The following is a 17061-nucleotide window of genomic DNA, read 5'->3' as shown; positions in this document are numbered from 1 at the left end:
GAAAAAACGCATTGATGACATCCAAAAATACCCCGTTACCCGTCATCTTAAGATGACGGAAATGTTAAAAATTATAATTATAAATTTAATGCGCCGTTCATGGATCTTACGGCCTCTGCTGATTTCTCGAAAGCAGCTTTTTCTGAATCGGTTAATTCAAGTTGAATGATCTTTTCCCATCCTTTTCTTCCCAGCACAACAGGAACACCCATACAGATATCGTTCTGGCCATACTCACCTTCCAGATAAACGCTGCACGGAACAATGCGTTTCTGATCGCGCACGATGCTTTCAACCAAAAGCAATGTTGCCGCACCGGGGGCATACCATGCCGAAGTTCCGATTAATTTGGTCAAAGTTGCGCCGCCAACCATTGTATCAGCTGCTACTTTTTCCAGTTCGTCCGTTGAAAGGAAATTGCTCACAGGAAGACCATTATAAGTCGCCAGCCTCGTCAACGGAATCATGGTTGTGTCACCATGACCGCCGATCACCATTCCGTGGATATCCAACGGAGAGGCGTTCATAGCAAGTGCCAGATAAGTTTTGAAACGGGCACTATCCAGAGCGCCGCCCATTCCGATCAGTTTTTCTTTCGCTATGCCCGATTCTTTCAACGCCAGGTAAGTCATCGTATCCATTGGATTGGAAACAACGATAATGATGGCGTCAGGCGAATATTTAAGAATATTTTCAGTAACTCCTTTTACGATTCCTGCGTTGATCCCAATCAATTCTTCACGGGTCATACCCGGTTTGCGCGGCAAGCCGGAAGTGATCACAACCACATCGGAACCCTTGGTTTTTTCATAGTCATTGGTTGAGCCTACGGGTTTGGTATTGAACCCCAGCAATGCTGCTGTCTGGTACATATCCAGCGATTTTCCTTCGCTTACGCCTTCTTTTATATCCAGTAAAACGACCTCCTCAGCCAACTCACGACGAATAATATTATCGGCAGTAGTTGCACCAACGGCGCCTGCACCCACAACAGTAATCTTCATAAAGAAATATGGTTAATTGTATAGAAATTAATGCTTTTTAAATTTTCTCCTAAAAGTAGGACACATAATTTGTTTAAACCAAGCGGAATGTGATTTTTTGCCCGAAAAGTCTTGGGGTCAATCCAAAATGCAATTTTTTGCGTATCTTAATAGTTATATCGGCATTATAAACCACTTTTTCTTGCTGTATACAATGAATAACGAGTCAATGATATCAAGAATATTAAAGTCCATTTTTTTTAAGAAGGCAACCGGAAAGGCTGGCCGTTATGTGCACAACTCAGCGCGGCTGTTTGAGCTTGCGAAAGATGTAATGGGGAAAATGAATCAGGTTGGCTTCAAAGGCGGCCTGGCCGAAGTGGCCGGCAGTGTACAAGTCTTGATCCGAATGGTGAGGGCTTACGCTTCCGGAGAATATAAGGGCTTGCCATGGAAAAGTCTTATTTCGATTGTTGCGGTTTTAATTTATTTTGTATCGCCAATTGACCTGATTCCGGACTTTCTGCCCGTAATTGGCATCGCAGATGACGTCGCATTGATTGCTTGGCTGATTAAGACATTGGGCGGTGATATTGCAAAATTCAGCCAGTGGGAAAAGAGTGAAAAAACGATTAACATAGGATAAAACAGAACCGTTTAGTAGTTTCTGTAGAAAAGAATTTTTATTTTTGTAAACATTAAAAAAGAAACAGATATGGAATCAGTAACCGTTTTGGCATTTATGGGATTAGGTGGACAAGAGATCTTTTTGGTTGCCTTGTTCGTTTTACTATTCTTCGGTGCGAAGAAAATTCCTGAGTTGATGCGCGGTTTGGGGCAAGGTATCAATGAGTTCAAGAACGCAACTAAAGACGTTAAGGAAAATATTGAAAAAAGTATGGAAGACCCCAAATAGCGCTTCCATCTTATCGAAGTTATAGCAGAGCCTTTAAGGGTATACTTAATGGCTCTGATTCTTTATTTACAACCCCACAAAGAAATTACATTGAAAGAGTATCTGACGCTGGCCCAGATTCAGGAAGATTTGCGTGGAGGCGATTTGACATGCGTCAAGTTAGTAAGTCATTATTTGCAGAATATAGAGGCTAATCAACACCTGAATGCATTCGTTGAAGTGTATGCTGACGAAGCCAGGGAAGCGGCCATCGCGGTTGATGAAAAAATAGCCAACGGAACTGCCGGAAGGTTAGCCGGAATGGTTATCGGGCTCAAAGATGTGCTTTCTCATAAAGGCCACGGTTTACAGGCCGGAAGTCAAATCCTTAATACATACATTGCTCCTTACACAGCAACGGCAGTCCAGCGATTGCTGGACGAAGATGCGATTGTGATCGGACGACAGAATTGTGATGAGTTCGCGATGGGCTCGTCCAATGAAAACTCGTCATTCGGTCCTGTGCTGAATGCAGCGGACACCAGCAAAGTTCCAGGCGGATCTTCCGGCGGTTCTGCGGTTGCCGTGCAAGCGGGCTTATGCCACGCTTCTCTGGGCAGCGATACAGGTGGTTCTGTGCGTCAGCCTGCGGCATTTTGCGGAGTTATTGGCGTCAAACCATCTTATGGCCGAGTTTCCCGATATGGTCTGATTGCTTATGCGTCTTCATTTGACTGCATTGGTCCGATTACAAAAAGTGTGGCAGATGCTGCATTGCTCATTGAAATCATGGCTGGGGCGGACAATTTCGACAGCACTGTTTCCGTGCAGGAGGTACCGGCATATTCTGAAAACCTGGAATGGTCGGGCAAGGCCAGGATCGGTTATATTCGGGAAAGTGTTGAAAGTGAGGCAATAGCGCCGGAAATTCGTCAGCAGACTTTGGAAGTGCTGAACCGCTTGCGCGCAGAGGGACACGAAGTAACGCCGGTAGAATTTCCGTTGCTTGATTCGCTGCTTCCAACTTATTATATATTGACTACAGCTGAGGCCAGTTCCAATTTGTCCCGCTTCGACGGTGTTCGTTACGGTCACAGAAGTGCCGAGGCAACGGATCTGGAAAGCTTATACAAGAAGACGCGAACGGAAGCCTTTGGTGATGAAGTGAGGAGAAGGATATTGCTGGGCACTTTTGTTCTGAGCGCAAATTATTATGACGCATACTATACCAAAGCGCAGCGCGTTAGAAGATTGGTGCGAGAGGAAACAAGCCGGTTCTTTGATCAGTTCGACTTCCTTATTTCACCGGTAACGCCAAGTACCGCTTTTACAATCGGTGAAAAAACGGAAGATCCGTTGCAAATGTACCTGGCCGATATTTTCACAGTCCAGGCAAATGTGGTGGGAAATCCGGCCGTGGCAGTGCCTAACGGATCAGATGAAAACGGGATGCCTATTGGAATTCAGATAATGGCTCCTTATTTTGGTGAATTGAAAATGCTTGCGTTTGCGCAGTATCTCACTGAATTGAACGAGAAGTCGGCCGTTATATTTAATACAAGCCATTGAGGATTAGAAGATAATGCGGGTGCATTTTTTTTCTTCAGGCGTTTTTAAGCGATGTTTGTATTTACCTTCAAGTTACATAGTAAATAATCGTGCCGGAATGACAGGCGGTTTTTGAGCGTTATTCCGAAGCGAAATTTTGTAAGTTAAACGTGAAATGTATTAGAGATTATTCTAGTTCATCAGGCAGATTTTCAGAACGATGAAAATCTTAACAAGGAAATTTTATTTGTAAGGAGTTCATTTACAAATAGTAGCCATTGAAAACCGGGAATTGATTAACCTTCAAAAAACATTTATTGATGAGGATTTCGAAAAAAGTATTGTGGCTCGGAGCCGTGTGTGTAGGATTAGGAACCGTGCCGGCTATGGCAGTTATTCCACAAGAGAAGTTAGCATTCGAGCAGGATACACTGGAGAAAATAATAGCAGCAGAAGAAATGGCGATCCCCGCCCTGCCTGCCGTTGAAGAATTTGGCAACACACCGGCTATTTCCGGGGAGCTTTTGAAAGAGCGCTTCGCCAAACTGGAAAAATCAATTCCCCTTACTTACCACAAAACTTCCCACGAGTTTGTAGAGTATTTTATTTACAAAAAGGCAGAATTCACTCAGACGATGATGGAGAAAATGCCGCTCTACTTCCCCATTTTTGAAAAAACTCTAGCCAAGCACGGTTTACCGACAGAGCTGAAATACCTGTCCATGATCGAGTCAGGGCTTAACCCAACAGTTATCTCGCATGCAAGAGCGGGTGGTCTGTGGCAATTCATGCCAGCGACCGGCCGTGAATTTGGTCTTTACCAGGATAAATACATTGACGAACGCTTTGAGCCTGTAAAAGCAACCGAAGCAGCTTGCCGTTATCTGAAACAACTATACAATATTTTTGGTGACTGGGAGCTTGCACTGGCTTCGTACAACACGGGCCCGGGTAATGTGAAGCGCGCCATGCGCCGCTCGCGCGGAACCACTTTCTGGACCATATATAATGTCCTTCCACGCGAAACGCGCTCATATGTGCCGCAATATGTGGCCATGAACTACATGATGAACTATGGCAATGACCATGGCATTTACCCGTCCCAAACAGAGTTTCAGATCCCTAACGACACCATTCATGTCAATGGCTACATTGACCTGCTGGCATTCTGCAAAAACAGCAACATTGATTTTGAAGACATTAAGAAGCTGAACCCACAGATTACCAAGACTTCATTGCCAGATCAGACCCGCGATTTCGTGCTTAAAGTGCCGAGTATGCAGTACACTTACCTGGTTAGCAACAGAAATTCTATTATGGATTCCTGCACGCGCAGGCTGCTTTTGCAACCGAATGTTTTGGTAGCGAAGCTGGATAGCGCCACGCTGGATTCAATGGGTAAAAATCCTGCGTTTCCTTACGCAATGGTGAGCCAGCAAACGACGTCGGAGTATGACGAGGACCTCGATGCACAAGGCGACGAAATAGTTTTACAAAAGACACGTACAAAAAGAGCTACACACACCGTTAGAAGAGGAGAGAATTTAAATGCTATCTCGAAAAAATATCGGGTTTCGGTTTCGGATCTGAAAAGATGGAATCACCTGCGCCGGAACAACATCAAAAGGGGCCAGCGTCTGGTCATTCTGAAAGAAGTTAAGGAGCCGGTGCGCTCATCGAGGGTTGCGTCGAACTCAGCCCCGGCAGCTGAAAAAAAAGAAATTGTTAGAAACGACAGACATACTAAAAAGCGTTACCACACAGTTCAAAAAGGAGATACGCTTTGGATCATATCGCAACGTTACGGACTGGAAATCGGGCAGTTAAAAAAGAAAAACAGGATCAGAGGAAATGCGATCAAGCCTGGCCAAAAATTGATTATTTCCAGCTAGTGAACAAGAGTCAATTACACATACTATTTATATGATTGCCTACGTTAACGGAACTGTAGTCTACAAAGATCCGGCTTACGCCATTATTGATGTAAACGGATTGGGCTACGAAGTTCGGATTTCTTTACAAACCTATACTTCAATGCCCGAGCTGGGCGAGCGTTGCAAGCTTGTAACGTATCTGAATATACGGGAAGACGCCCACATACTATATGGTTTTTGGGGAAATGATGAAAAAAAGCTCTTCCTGGACTTGATCGGCATTTCGGGCGTAGGCCCGTCAACCGCCCTGGTCATGTTGTCGTCGCTTTCTTCATCAGAAATACGGCAAGGAATTATCGACGAGGACCTGCGATTGATACAATCAATCAAAGGTATCGGTTCCAAAACTGCTCAACGCGTTATACTTGAATTGAGGGAGAAAATCCGCAAGGAAGATCTGGTGTCTACCGGGCCGAGAACCGTAGATAGCCCTTCCGGCACTGTGAAAAGTGAGGCGCTAGCCGCATTGGTTACGTTGGGAATTCCCAAGGCCACGGCAGAAAAAAGCCTGGACGCAATCATCAAGCGTGAAGGACAAGCGATCACCGTTGAGAATCTGATAAAACTGGCACTTCGATAACCGAACTGTAATGATATTTGGTAAAAAAAATTACGATAGTAAAGTCGTTTTGATGGATTTGATTGTAGCTGCAACCTTCTCTAAATAAGTATAATACCTTGTCATCAACGATTTACTCCTTTCTTTTTAAGGCAATAACCATATCAACAGGCGCTGTTCTGTTAGCCAGCGTATCCGTTGATATGAACGAACCTTATTCCGGGCAGGCGCAGGAGTGGGCACTCATTGCCGATACTGTAAGAGAAGATACTTCAAAAAAGAAAATAGACAGGTCCGGTAGTCAGCTTATTATGCGATGGAAAGATTTTTATTCCAACCGTGTTGCTGAACCGAGGCCTCGCTCTCCATTTTACCTTCGTGATCCGGCCAATGTTTCCATTCAGCTGGATAGTACAGGTAAAGTTGCCGTTTCCGAAAGCATTCAAACCCCGGACGGGGCCTTCAATTACCGGGCCCCGGAACGGATGGATCTTTCAACCTATGATAAAATTCAGGAAGACCGTGCATTCAAAAGTTTGCTTCGTGAATATGCAGGTCGGCAGGATGGGAAGAGTGCGATGGGATCACGTGGACTTTTGCCCAAACTGGACATTCCGCCCGGCCTTTCTAAGCTGCTGGGAGATGATTTCATCAATTTCAAACCCACCGGTTTTGTATCGCTGGACCTGGGTCTGATGCACCAGTTCTTGGATAACCCTGCTATCCCGATCCGGCAGAGAAGGAACACGCAATTCATTTTTAACGAACAGATCAGCATTAATTTCGACGCACGGCTAGGAGACCAGCTTGGATTTCAGACCAACTTTGATACAAAAGCCAACTTCAATTTTGAAAATGCAATCAAATTAAATTATAAAAATCCGGAAGAGAGTTTCATTCGGAAAATTGAGGCGGGGAACATTAACTGGGCTATTAACAGCCAATTGATTCCCGGTGTTCAGAATTTGTTTGGTTTGAAAACCGACTTCCAGTTTGGTAGATTAAGCGCCACATTTGTTGCTTCCCAGCAAAAATCAAGCAAAGAAAGGATTGTTCTGAGAGGCGGCGCGCAAAGCAGGGATTTCGAGCTCCGGGCTGATACTTACGACGAAAACCGGAATTTCTTCATATCTCAGTATTTCAGGAACATTTACGAAAAGTCGTTACAAAATACGCCTACGATCACCTCAGGTGTGACGGTTACGCGTATGGAGGTATATGTGACAAACCGCACAACCACAACAGAATCTCTCAGAAATGTTGTGGGTTTCGCCGATTTGGGGGAGCCTGCACCCTACAAGTCTGCGAACCCGAGCTTACAACCCATTCGCTCCACTTCGCCTGCTGATAATGCAGCCAATGGATTATACAAATCGTTGACATCGAACGAGTCTTTCCGTCAGGTGGATAATACGAATAGTGCCATTACCAGCCTTGGACTAGAGAGAACAGTCGATTACGAATTACTGCGCGGTGCAAAAAGGCTGATCGCCGACCGTGATTATACTTTCCACCCACAGCTCGGTTATATTTCTTTGACCAATGCGCTGCGGAATGACGAAGTGCTAGCCGTTTCATACGAATACACATTGAATGGCAGATCTTTTAAGGTTGGTGAGCTGACAGAAGATTATCAGGCGCGCAGGGATAATGAGGTGATTGCATTGAAATTGCTAAAATCATCGACTATACGGAATAACATAAAACTTCCGATGTGGAACCTGATGATGAAAAACGTCTATTCATTGGGAACCAGTCAGATGGATAAGCAAGGCTTCCAATTGCGGATCATATATAAAGATGATCAGACCGGGATTGACAACCCGAATTTGCAGGAAAGCAGCATTGCAAATATTCCCTTAATCCGGCTGATGGGCTTGGATAGATTGAATCCTGTGAATGACCTCCAACCCGACGGAAATTTCGATTTTGTGGATGGAATAACGGTCGACAGCAAGTCCGGTCGCATTATTTTCCCCGTTCTTGAACCCTTTGGAAGTAATCTTTCTCGAAAATTTGGTGCCGGAGAAGAGCAGTTTCGGAATAAATATGTGTTCCAGGAGCTCTATTCCACAACCATGATCGATGCGCAGCAGATTTCCGAGCGCAACAAGTTTTTCATAAAGGGTTCTTATCAATCCAGCGGCGGGGCGGAAGTTCAGCTGCCATTCGGTGTTTTGGAAACATCTGTGACCGTCACTTCCGGCGGTGTGCCGCTTTCACCGGGATCGGATTACATCGTGGAGGCGCAGATCGGGCGCGTCCGGATACTTAATAGCAGCGTGATGAACTCTGGTAGGGAGATCGTTATCGAGTACGAACGGCCGGATATGTTCCAGAACCAGATCCGTTCGCTGCTCGGGACCCGATTGGATTACGTCGTGAGTCGTGATATGAGCATAGGAGCGACGATTATGAAATACAGAGAACGTCCTGCTGGGTTTTTAACAAGGGTTTCCATTGGAAATGAGCCGGTTAACAACACAATGCTGGGCTTTGATATCAATTTCAGAAAAGACGTTCCTTTCCTGACCAAATGGCTGGACGCATTGCCTTTGCTTCAAACCAAGGAAATGTCGACCATTCAGTTTAAAGGGGAGTTTGCAAAACTACTTCCCGGCGTTTCAAAGGACGTTAATAACCGCTCATTGGTGGACGATTTTGAAGCGACAAGAACCATTTATGACCTTTCGCGCCAACCTCAAAAATGGCGGTTAGCAGGTGTTCCGCCGAAATTCAGGCAGGGAACGGATGGCAAGACATTGGATTACGCTTACAAGCGTGCGAAAATATCTGCTTATACAGTGGATAATATTTTCGGTGGTGCGCAAGGCCTTGGAGGGGGCGGATATGATCCGCCAGCTAATTTTACTGATGAAGATCGTAAAAATTATTACGAAAGACTTTATCTGCCTAATGAAATTTTCCCGAGACGCGCCATTGCCGGGCTCGTTTCATATCCGCAAAATGTTCTCGATATCGCTTATTACCCCAGCGAACGCGGAATGTACAACTATAATGTGGATCTGGCGCCTGACGGCCGTCTGAAAAATCCAAGACAAAATTTCGGTGCGATCAGCAGGGCGATCACTTCGGATAACGACTTTGACAATGCCAACATTGAAAGCATCGAATTCTGGATGCTCGATCCTTTTATCAATGACCCCAAATTAGGCGCGGTTAGGGACGGAACCGAAGAAAAACCTAATACAACGGGCGGAAAGCTGGTTTTCAATCTGGGCGACATTTCCGAAGATGTTATTCCGGACGAGCGCTACAATTTCGAGAATGGGCTTCCTATCGTTCCAAAACGGGTTGGTGTCAATGTTGATTCTACTGCCTGGGGTTATGCCACAAAGTCGCAATATCTAATCAATGCATTCAGTAACGAATCCGGTGCGCGGCAGCGGCAGGATGTTGGTTTGGATGGATTGAGTAATGATGAAGAGCGCACTTTCTTCAAAAGATTTATTGATCGCCTTCCTGCTAACCTGACTCCGGCAGCAAGAGAGCGGATTTTGAGTGACCCTTCCGGGGATGATTTTCAATTTTTTCTTGGAGCAAGTCTGGATAGTGCCGACCAGAAAGTCCTTGAACGTTACAAAAATTACATTGGCATGGAGAATAACTCTCCGGAAAGCCAGGGCCGAAATGCTGATGTAACGCCCGCTTCGACCAATGTGCCCGATGGCGAGGATATGAACGTGGATAACACGATCAACGACAACGAATCGTATTATGAATACGAACTGGACTTGAAACCCAATCAGCTGGCAGTGGGCAACGGTTACATTGTCGATAAAACGGTTAACACGGCAGACGGGCAAAGCTGGTATCTTTTCCGCGTTCCGATCAAGGAATTTTCCGGGGTTGTAGGCAATATGAACGGCTTCAAATCGATCCGTTTTATGCGGATGTATCTGACTGACTTTCAGCAACCGGTTGTGCTTCGTTTTGCTCAGTTGCAAATGGTGGGGCAGCAATACAGAAAATACACGTCCAACCTGGATGCACCTGGTTTGCAGGAAGTTCCTGAGCCATATGATGCAAAATTCACGGTCGGAACGGTTAGTATCGAAGAGAACGGCACCGAAGATAAGACCAGCACGAACAAATATATTTACCAGATTCCGCCAGGATGGAAACGCGATCAGGACAACACGCAGCGTCCTCCGCTTTTGCTGAACGAGCAGTCCATGAGCATGTGTGTTACCGACCTGCGCGATGGTGATTCAAGGGCTGTTTTTAAAAATGTAAACCTGGACCTGTTGTTCCGCAAAAGACTTCGGATGTACATTCACATGCAAAACGAGCGGAGCGAAGATCGGATGGTGGGCGCTTTCATGCGAATTGGAACAGACCTTACCCAAAATTATTACGAAATAGATCTTTCCACCCTGCGTGCAACATTGCCTGGTCAGTTGGTTGACAGGGACATTTGGCCGGAAGAAAACGAGCTGAACATTGCATTGGCGGATTTGATCGAAGCCAAAGCGCAACGCAACCGCCAGACAGACAGAAATCTGAGTGTCCCTTACACGATCACGACGGCGGATGGCCGATACAAATTAACTGTTGTGGGTAACCCCGATTTAAGCTCCGTGCGGGTGATGATGATTGGAATGAGAAACCCGAAATCGGAGGACGAGCAGGCAAAAAGCTTCTGTATCTGGGTGGATGAAATGCACGTGGAAGGCTTTGACGACACCGGCGGAATTGCGGCTATCGCCCAGTTGAATGCGAAACTGGCGGATTTCGCAACATTAACCGCTTCCGGAAGGCTTGAAACATTCGGTTTCGGTAGCGTACAGCAGCGCATCGGCGAGCGTTCGCGGAATTTTACGACGGAATATGGCGTTTCGACAAACATTGCATTGGATAAACTTTTACCGGCAAACTGGGGATTCAGTATTCCGCTATTCCTGAGCTACGACAGAAGGAACGTGAAGCCGCATTTTAATCCGCTAGACCCGGACACGCCGCTGGAAACGTCACTCGGGAATTTGCAATCGGACGAAGAACGTGATGGTTACCGGCGTATGGTGGAGGAAAATGCCGTGAAACGAGGGATTAACTTTTCAAATGTCAGGAAGATTAAGACCAAGCCAGGGGCAAGAAATCATTTTTATGATTTTGAAAACTTCTCCTTTACTTATGCATTCAGTGACGATAAGCGGAGGAATATTCTTACACAGGAATATGCCCAACGCAACTACCGGGGCGGCATATCTTACGTGTACAGCAGTCAGCCGAAGCCGATGGAGCCATTCAAAAACTGGAAGGCGACCAGTCGCTGGGCCGATATTATCAAGGATGTAAACCTGACACTGCTGCCCAATATGGTGTCCGTTCGTACGGATGTTGACCGCAGGTTTCTCAAAACGCAGCTGCGCAATGCGGACCTGACGACAGACGGGATTCAGCCTTTGTATGAAAAATATTTCTGGTTCAACCGTTATTATGACCTGAGCTGGAACCTGACGCGGAATATGACATTGAGCTACAACTCAACGGCCAATTCAATCATTGATGAGCCGATGGGCGACATTAACTCCGCCGAGAAAAAAGATTCGCTCTGGACCAATTTCAAAAAGCTGGGCCGGATGAAGAATTTTGACCAGAAAATTGACCTTACTTACCGCTTACCGCTCGATAAAATCCCGCTGGTGGACTGGATGACGGCCGATTACAAACATTCTATTGCCTATCAATATCAGGCCAATGCTTTTGGTTTAAAAGACACGTTAGGCTTGCCGTTCGGCGACATTATCCGCAACAGCAGAGAGCGCGGGGTGACGGGTAAGGTGGATTTTGTACTGCTTTATAACAAATTAAGATATCTCAAATTTGCGAACACGCCTTCCGCAGGACGCAAGAATTTTGCAAGAAGCCCAGGTGATATTGAGGAAATTGATATGCGGACGACGGACATTCTCAAAAGTGTAACACGCGTTTTAATGACCGTTCGCGGGATTAATGTGAGCTATTCGATTCAGGAAACTACGGCGCTTCCGGGTTACCTGCGTGCTCCGAAATATTTTGGAATTGATAACACCAATGCACCCGGACTACCGTTTGTCTTGGGACAACAGGACAGAAATTTCCAGATTAAGGCGGCTGAAAAAGGTTGGATCACCAAAAGTGAGCAGCAAAATATGCCGTTCCAACAAACGATAGCGAAGAATTTTTCTGCCAACACCACATTAGAACCGTTTAAGGATTTCAGGTTGATCATTGAGGCTCGACTTACACGACAGGATGCTTACCAGGAATTTTACAGGCCGGATGCATCAGGAGAGTTTGTATCGCAAAGTCCGTTGCGTAATGGGCAGTTCAGTATGTCATTCATGTCTTTCCGGACCGCTTTTGCTAAAATGAAACGCGATAACTCCTCACCTGTTTTTGATAAATTCAGGGCTTACCGTGCGATATTAAGGGATCGTTTGAATGCAGAGAATGAAAGCGGAGGAGAATATAATGAGACTTCCCAGGACGTCTTAATCTCATCATTCTTTGCGGCTTACACGGGCAAAGATCCTGCGACCGTTCGGACAAACCCGTTCCTGAAATTCCCGATGCCCAACTGGGATTTGAGTTATAATGGTCTTTCTCAGCTGGCTGGCTTTAAGCGCTTTTTCAGCTCATTTACATTGAGGCACAAATACATGTCGCAGTATAGCGTTGGGAACTTTACATCTTCATTGGATTATGAAGCGCTTTATGTGAATTTGTCTGTTACGGGATATCCGTTGTCTTCTCGCTTGAACGAATTGGGCCAATACATTCCGGTGTTCTCCATGAGCACGATCACATTGTCTGAGAAATTTCAACCGCTAGTTGGGGTGGAATTCCGGACGCAGAGCAGGGTAACCGCGCGGATCGAGTATAACCGCGACCGGACTGTTGCACTGAATTTGTCCAATTCACAAATGGCGGAGCTGTTTAACCAGGACGTGACGGTAAACATTGGTTTTACCAAAAACAATGTAGCCATTCCGTTTAAAATCAACGGAGTGAAGAGAAAGTTGAAAAATGACATGACCATGCAGCTGGGCATGACATTCCGCGACACAAGGTCGATCCAGCGGAAGTTTGACGGTGAAAATATCCCTATTGCGGGTAATATCAACTTCCAGCTCCGCCCGACGGTTAATTACATGGTAAACAACCGTTTGAGCGTGCAGTTTTACTTCGACAGGACATTTAATGATCCATTGGTTTCCAATTCCTTTTACCGGGCCAGCACGTCCGGCGGGGTGCAGTTGAAATTCAATTTGGCGGAATAACTTTTTGATTTGGAAAATACGGCCGACATCCTGTAATTTGCGTCACTAAAGATGTTTACAACTTACCTGATCAAACCATGAATTTCCCGTCAGAACTTAAGTACACAGAGGATCACGAATGGATTCGCATTGATGGCGATATAGCGACCATTGGCATTACGGACCATGCGCAGAATGAATTGGGGGACATTGTGTACGTCGATATCAATACGGTGGGAGATGCACTTGGAAAAGGAGAGGTTTTTGGATCAGTTGAGGCTGTTAAGACGGTTTCTGATTTATTTATCCCTGTTGCCGGAACTGTGCTGGAAGTGAACGAAGAACTGGACGGCGAGCCCGAACTGGTTAATACAGATCCTTACGGACGTGGCTGGATGGTAAAAATCAGTTTGTCTGATCCCGATGATCAGAGTGGTTTAATGTCCGCAGAAGAATATGAAAAGTTTATAGGTGCCTGATATTAGGTTGAAGCTCCGTTTGGAGCTTTTTTTTTGATTTGTATTATAAATATGAAATTATTAATCCGCTCAGTTCAGATCATAGACAAAAAATCTCCGTTCAACGGCCAGATCAAGGATGTTCTGATTGAAGGCAAAAACATTAAATTAATAGGCGATAACCTGGACGCGGAAGGCGCGGAGGTGAAAGAAGGCAACGGATTGTGTATGTCTGTCGGGTGGGTTGATATGCGTGTGGCCTCACGCGATCCCGGTTTTGAGCATAAAGAAGATCTGACTTCCGTAAGGGCCGCAGCGGCTCATGGAGGTTTTACGGAAATTGTGCTGCTGCCCAACACCGAGCCGGTTGTACATAGCAAGGATACATTGAACTACATTCGCCAGTCGGGGTCAGGCGGCCTGGTTAAGCTGCACGTGGCGGCAGCGGTGACGCGAAAAGCAGAAGGCGTTGATTTTACGGAAATGATTGATCTGCACGAAGCAGGCGCCATCGCATTTACGGATGGCGAGCATCCTGTGCAGAATGCAGATTTATTTTTAAAAACAATATTATATCTGCAACCGCTCAATGCGCTGCTGATGAACCGTCCGGAAGACAGGCAACTGACGCTTTATGGGCAAATGCATGAAGGTTTAACGAGCACTTTGATCGGCATGAAAGGGATTCCTTCCCTGGCCGAAGAAATGATGCTGAACCGGGATTTGAAATTACTGGAATATGCGCTCGAAAAGAGCATGTACAAAGCAGATTCTCCTGCATTGCACGTCTCCTTAATCTCAACCAAAAGGGCCGTGGAACTGATCAGGGAAGCGAAAAAGAATGGTTTACCTGTTTCCTGTGACATTGCGGCACATCAGCTTGCGTTTACAGACAGCGACCTCATCGATTTTGATACGAACCTGAAAGTGAACCCGCCGTTCCGTTCTGCGGACGATGTGAATGCCATTAAGGAGGCGCTTGCCGATGGAACGATTGACGCCATTGTATCAGACCATAACCCGCACGATGAGGAAAGCAAAAACCTGGAATTCGATCACGCCGATTTTGGTATGACTGGCCTGGAAACGGCTTTTTCGCTGGCACTAATGCACAGTGGACTTGGTTTGGAGGATATTATTGAGAAGTTCACATCCGGCCCGCGGCGCATATTAAGATTACAAGATCCTGCTTTGGAAGAGGGCGCATTAGCAAACCTTACTTTCTTTGAAAAGGACACAGACTGGACATTTAATAAGAGCTTTTCGAAATCAAAAAATACACCATTTCTGGGACAAGAGCTGCGTGGAAAAGTGAGAGGCGTTGTCAATAACGGAAAACAGGAATGGTATTTATGAAATCAATTATCGCATATTTTAACAAACCCCTTTTAAAAGTCTCCCTGATATTTGGATTGATCACCGGGGTGCTAGTGTTTCTTTTCTTTCTGGGACTTTACTTTATGGACATCGTGCCATTGGGAAACAACAAGATCCTTGATTTTGGTATACACATTATCCTGATCGCAGGCGCTTGCTGGTATTTTCGGAAATATGTGGGCAATGGATTTCTGCATTTATGGGAAGCATTAACGATCGGTTATGTGGTCAATACGTTTGGGGCGCTGATAGCGGGGTGGCTTATTTACTTTTTTGTGACCTATGCCGATCCGTCTGTTTTTACCGATTATATCGCTGAGATGAAAGCATTAATGCTGGAAGGCAAAGCTGAACTGGTGAAGAACATTGGAGAAGCCGAATTTGCCAAAATGTATAATGGGGTTGGAAACATGCAGCGCTCAGAGATCATCATGGATGAGGTAAGCAAAAAAACCGTGATGGCGATCATTCCGATCCTGGTCATTTCGCTCATTTTCAGAAAACAGGACTACGGAGTGTTTCATAATAAATCTTAAATTTGACTACGAAGTATTTGCCTTACCTAAACAACCTTTGAAATGGAAGAACAAGCCTCAACTGCCCGGGTTGCACTAAAATACGGTGTGCTGGCGTCTGTAGTGATTATGATCTATACGACGGTCATCAATCTTGCAGGGCTGTCGCAGAACAAGATATTGTCTTCATTATCGTTTGCTTTCATGATTGTGGCTATCATTTTGGCGATGAAAGCGTTTCGCGAAAAGAACAATGGTTACATGTCCTATGGCGAAGGTTTGGGATTGGGAACGCTGGCTTCTGCAGTGATGGGTTTGTTGAGTTCTGCATTTACCATGTTTTATATGCAGTTCATCGATAACACATTATTGACACAGGGCATGGACAAAGTGCGCGAGGATATGGAGCGGAAAGGCATGGACGATTCGCAGATTGACCAGGCTATGGAGCTTTCACAAAAATTTATGTCGCCCGGGATTGTGTTTGCGATTGGCGTATTTGGCTATGTTCTTACAGGTCTGATTATCTCATTGATCGTGGCAGCAATCATTCGGCGCGAGAAGCCCGTTTTTGAATAAGCCTTACAGGCAGTTTTAGTTTAAAATCTCTTCATGTGTTTGCAATCTTTCAAAAGGAAATAGGGAGCTTTTTTAATTCCCTGATCGCCTACATTGTTATGGCCGCTTTTCTGACAGCAGTTGGCCTGATCGTGTGGGTTTTTCCGGATTCCAATATACTCGATTACGGTTATGCCGATTTGGGTTCGTTTTTCCAATTGGCACCCTATGTCCTGCTTTTTTTGATCCCGGCTATCACCATGCGTTCCATAGCAGAGGAAGCCCGAAACGGAACACTGGAACTGCTGCTTACAAAACCATTGCAAAACAGCGAGCTGGTTTTAGGGAAGTTTTTTGCGAACTGGGTTTTGGTTGCGCTCACGCTTTTGCCTACACTTATCTATTATTACAGTATCTATAAATTGGGTAACCCCGAGGGTAATGTGGATTCGGCCGCCGTATTCGGCTCTTACATCGGGTTGTTGCTTTTTTGCGGGGTGATTGTTTCCATGGGCATCTGGACTTCGTCACTGACCGACAATCAGATCGTTGCGTTTATAGTGTGCGTTTTTCTTGCATTTATATGGTATATCGGTTTTGGAGCGCTGGCACAGCTTGCAGGTGTCGGACCCGTTGCCGAGCTTTTGAACTGGGCTGCCTTGGATCAGCAATATCTGGCACTGGGAAAGGGGCTCGTTGATTCACGCAATATAATCTACCTGCTTAGCCTGATGGCCCTTTTTCTCTTTCTTGCGTATTGGCGAATCGAAAAGATACGCAAGTGATGACTTGGTTCTAACATCTTGAATAAGAGTTATTAATTAATGATCCATTCAGGTGTGTTGATCGTATATGAAGAAAAAACACACTATGATGAATACATTTTATCCCCACTTGGGGAAACCCTCATTACCGCAGCTAACCAGAGTTTTTGACGGTTGGAACCCGGACGCAATAATTTATAATAGC

General features: G+C 45.5%; 12 protein-coding genes. 11 read left to right on the top strand and 1 reads right to left on the bottom strand.

The genetic code is table 11. From position 1 onward, the window contains the following. Positions 1-77: 77 nt before the first annotated feature. Positions 78-1004: a malate dehydrogenase gene (mdh, locus tag MUK70_RS19830; RefSeq protein ID WP_234654808.1), complete on the bottom strand. Its 927-nt coding sequence runs from the start codon at positions 1002-1004 to the stop codon at positions 78-80. Between the two features lie 208 nt (positions 1005-1212). Here mdh and MUK70_RS19825 point away from each other — a divergent pair, with 208 nt between their 5' ends. The 11 genes from MUK70_RS19825 (at position 1213) to gldF (ending at position 16877) form a co-directional block, all read left to right on the top strand. Then, a complete protein-coding gene (locus MUK70_RS19825; protein WP_234607739.1) occupies positions 1213-1629 on the top strand; it encodes a YkvA family protein in 417 nt (138 codons plus the stop codon). 69 nt (positions 1630-1698) lie between these two features. Then, positions 1699-1899: a Sec-independent protein translocase subunit TatA/TatB gene (locus MUK70_RS19820; protein WP_026631334.1), complete on the top strand. Its 201-nt coding sequence runs from the start codon at positions 1699-1701 to the stop codon at positions 1897-1899. Between the two features lie 90 nt (positions 1900-1989). Further along, positions 1990-3447, top strand: a complete 1458-nt coding sequence (gatA, locus tag MUK70_RS19815) for an Asp-tRNA(Asn)/Glu-tRNA(Gln) amidotransferase subunit GatA (RefSeq protein WP_234655382.1) — start codon at positions 1990-1992, stop codon at positions 3445-3447. A 299-nt stretch (positions 3448-3746) separates the two neighbouring features. Next, complete coding sequence (locus MUK70_RS19810; protein WP_234654806.1) at positions 3747-5318, top strand: lytic transglycosylase domain-containing protein; 1572 nt, start codon at positions 3747-3749, stop codon at positions 5316-5318. A gap of 31 nt (positions 5319-5349) precedes the next feature. Further along, entirely contained in the window at positions 5350-5940 is a 591-nt protein-coding gene (ruvA, locus tag MUK70_RS19805) for a Holliday junction branch migration protein RuvA (RefSeq protein ID WP_234654804.1), read from the top strand. A gap of 98 nt (positions 5941-6038) precedes the next feature. Beyond that, positions 6039-13205 (top strand): T9SS outer membrane translocon Sov/SprA, encoded by a 7167-nt coding sequence (sov, locus tag MUK70_RS19800; RefSeq protein WP_234654802.1) that lies wholly within the window; start codon positions 6039-6041, stop codon positions 13203-13205. Between the two features lie 77 nt (positions 13206-13282). Continuing rightward, the gene (gene gcvH, locus MUK70_RS19795) at positions 13283-13663 is read left to right on the top strand and encodes a glycine cleavage system protein GcvH (RefSeq protein WP_234607735.1); all 381 of its coding nucleotides are present in this window, start codon (positions 13283-13285) and stop codon (positions 13661-13663) included. 51 nt (positions 13664-13714) lie between these two features. Beyond that, positions 13715-14998 (top strand): dihydroorotase, encoded by a 1284-nt coding sequence (locus MUK70_RS19790; RefSeq protein WP_234654800.1) that lies wholly within the window; start codon positions 13715-13717, stop codon positions 14996-14998. Then, complete coding sequence (locus MUK70_RS19785; protein WP_234654798.1) at positions 14995-15555, top strand: DUF4199 domain-containing protein; 561 nt, start codon at positions 14995-14997, stop codon at positions 15553-15555. Before MUK70_RS19790 ends, MUK70_RS19785 begins: the two co-directional genes overlap by 4 nt. A gap of 42 nt (positions 15556-15597) precedes the next feature. Next, positions 15598-16113, top strand: a complete 516-nt coding sequence (locus MUK70_RS19780; RefSeq protein ID WP_234654796.1) for a DUF4199 domain-containing protein — start codon at positions 15598-15600, stop codon at positions 16111-16113. A gap of 35 nt (positions 16114-16148) precedes the next feature. After that, the gene (gene gldF, locus MUK70_RS19775; protein ID WP_234654794.1) at positions 16149-16877 is read left to right on the top strand and encodes a gliding motility-associated ABC transporter permease subunit GldF; all 729 of its coding nucleotides are present in this window, start codon (positions 16149-16151) and stop codon (positions 16875-16877) included. Positions 16878-17061 lie beyond the last annotated feature (184 nt).

Source organism: Dyadobacter chenwenxiniae, assembly GCF_022869785.1.
In the GTDB taxonomy this organism is placed as follows: domain Bacteria; phylum Bacteroidota; class Bacteroidia; order Cytophagales; family Spirosomataceae; genus Dyadobacter; species Dyadobacter chenwenxiniae.
This window is presented reverse-complemented; position numbering and strand designations above follow the sequence as displayed.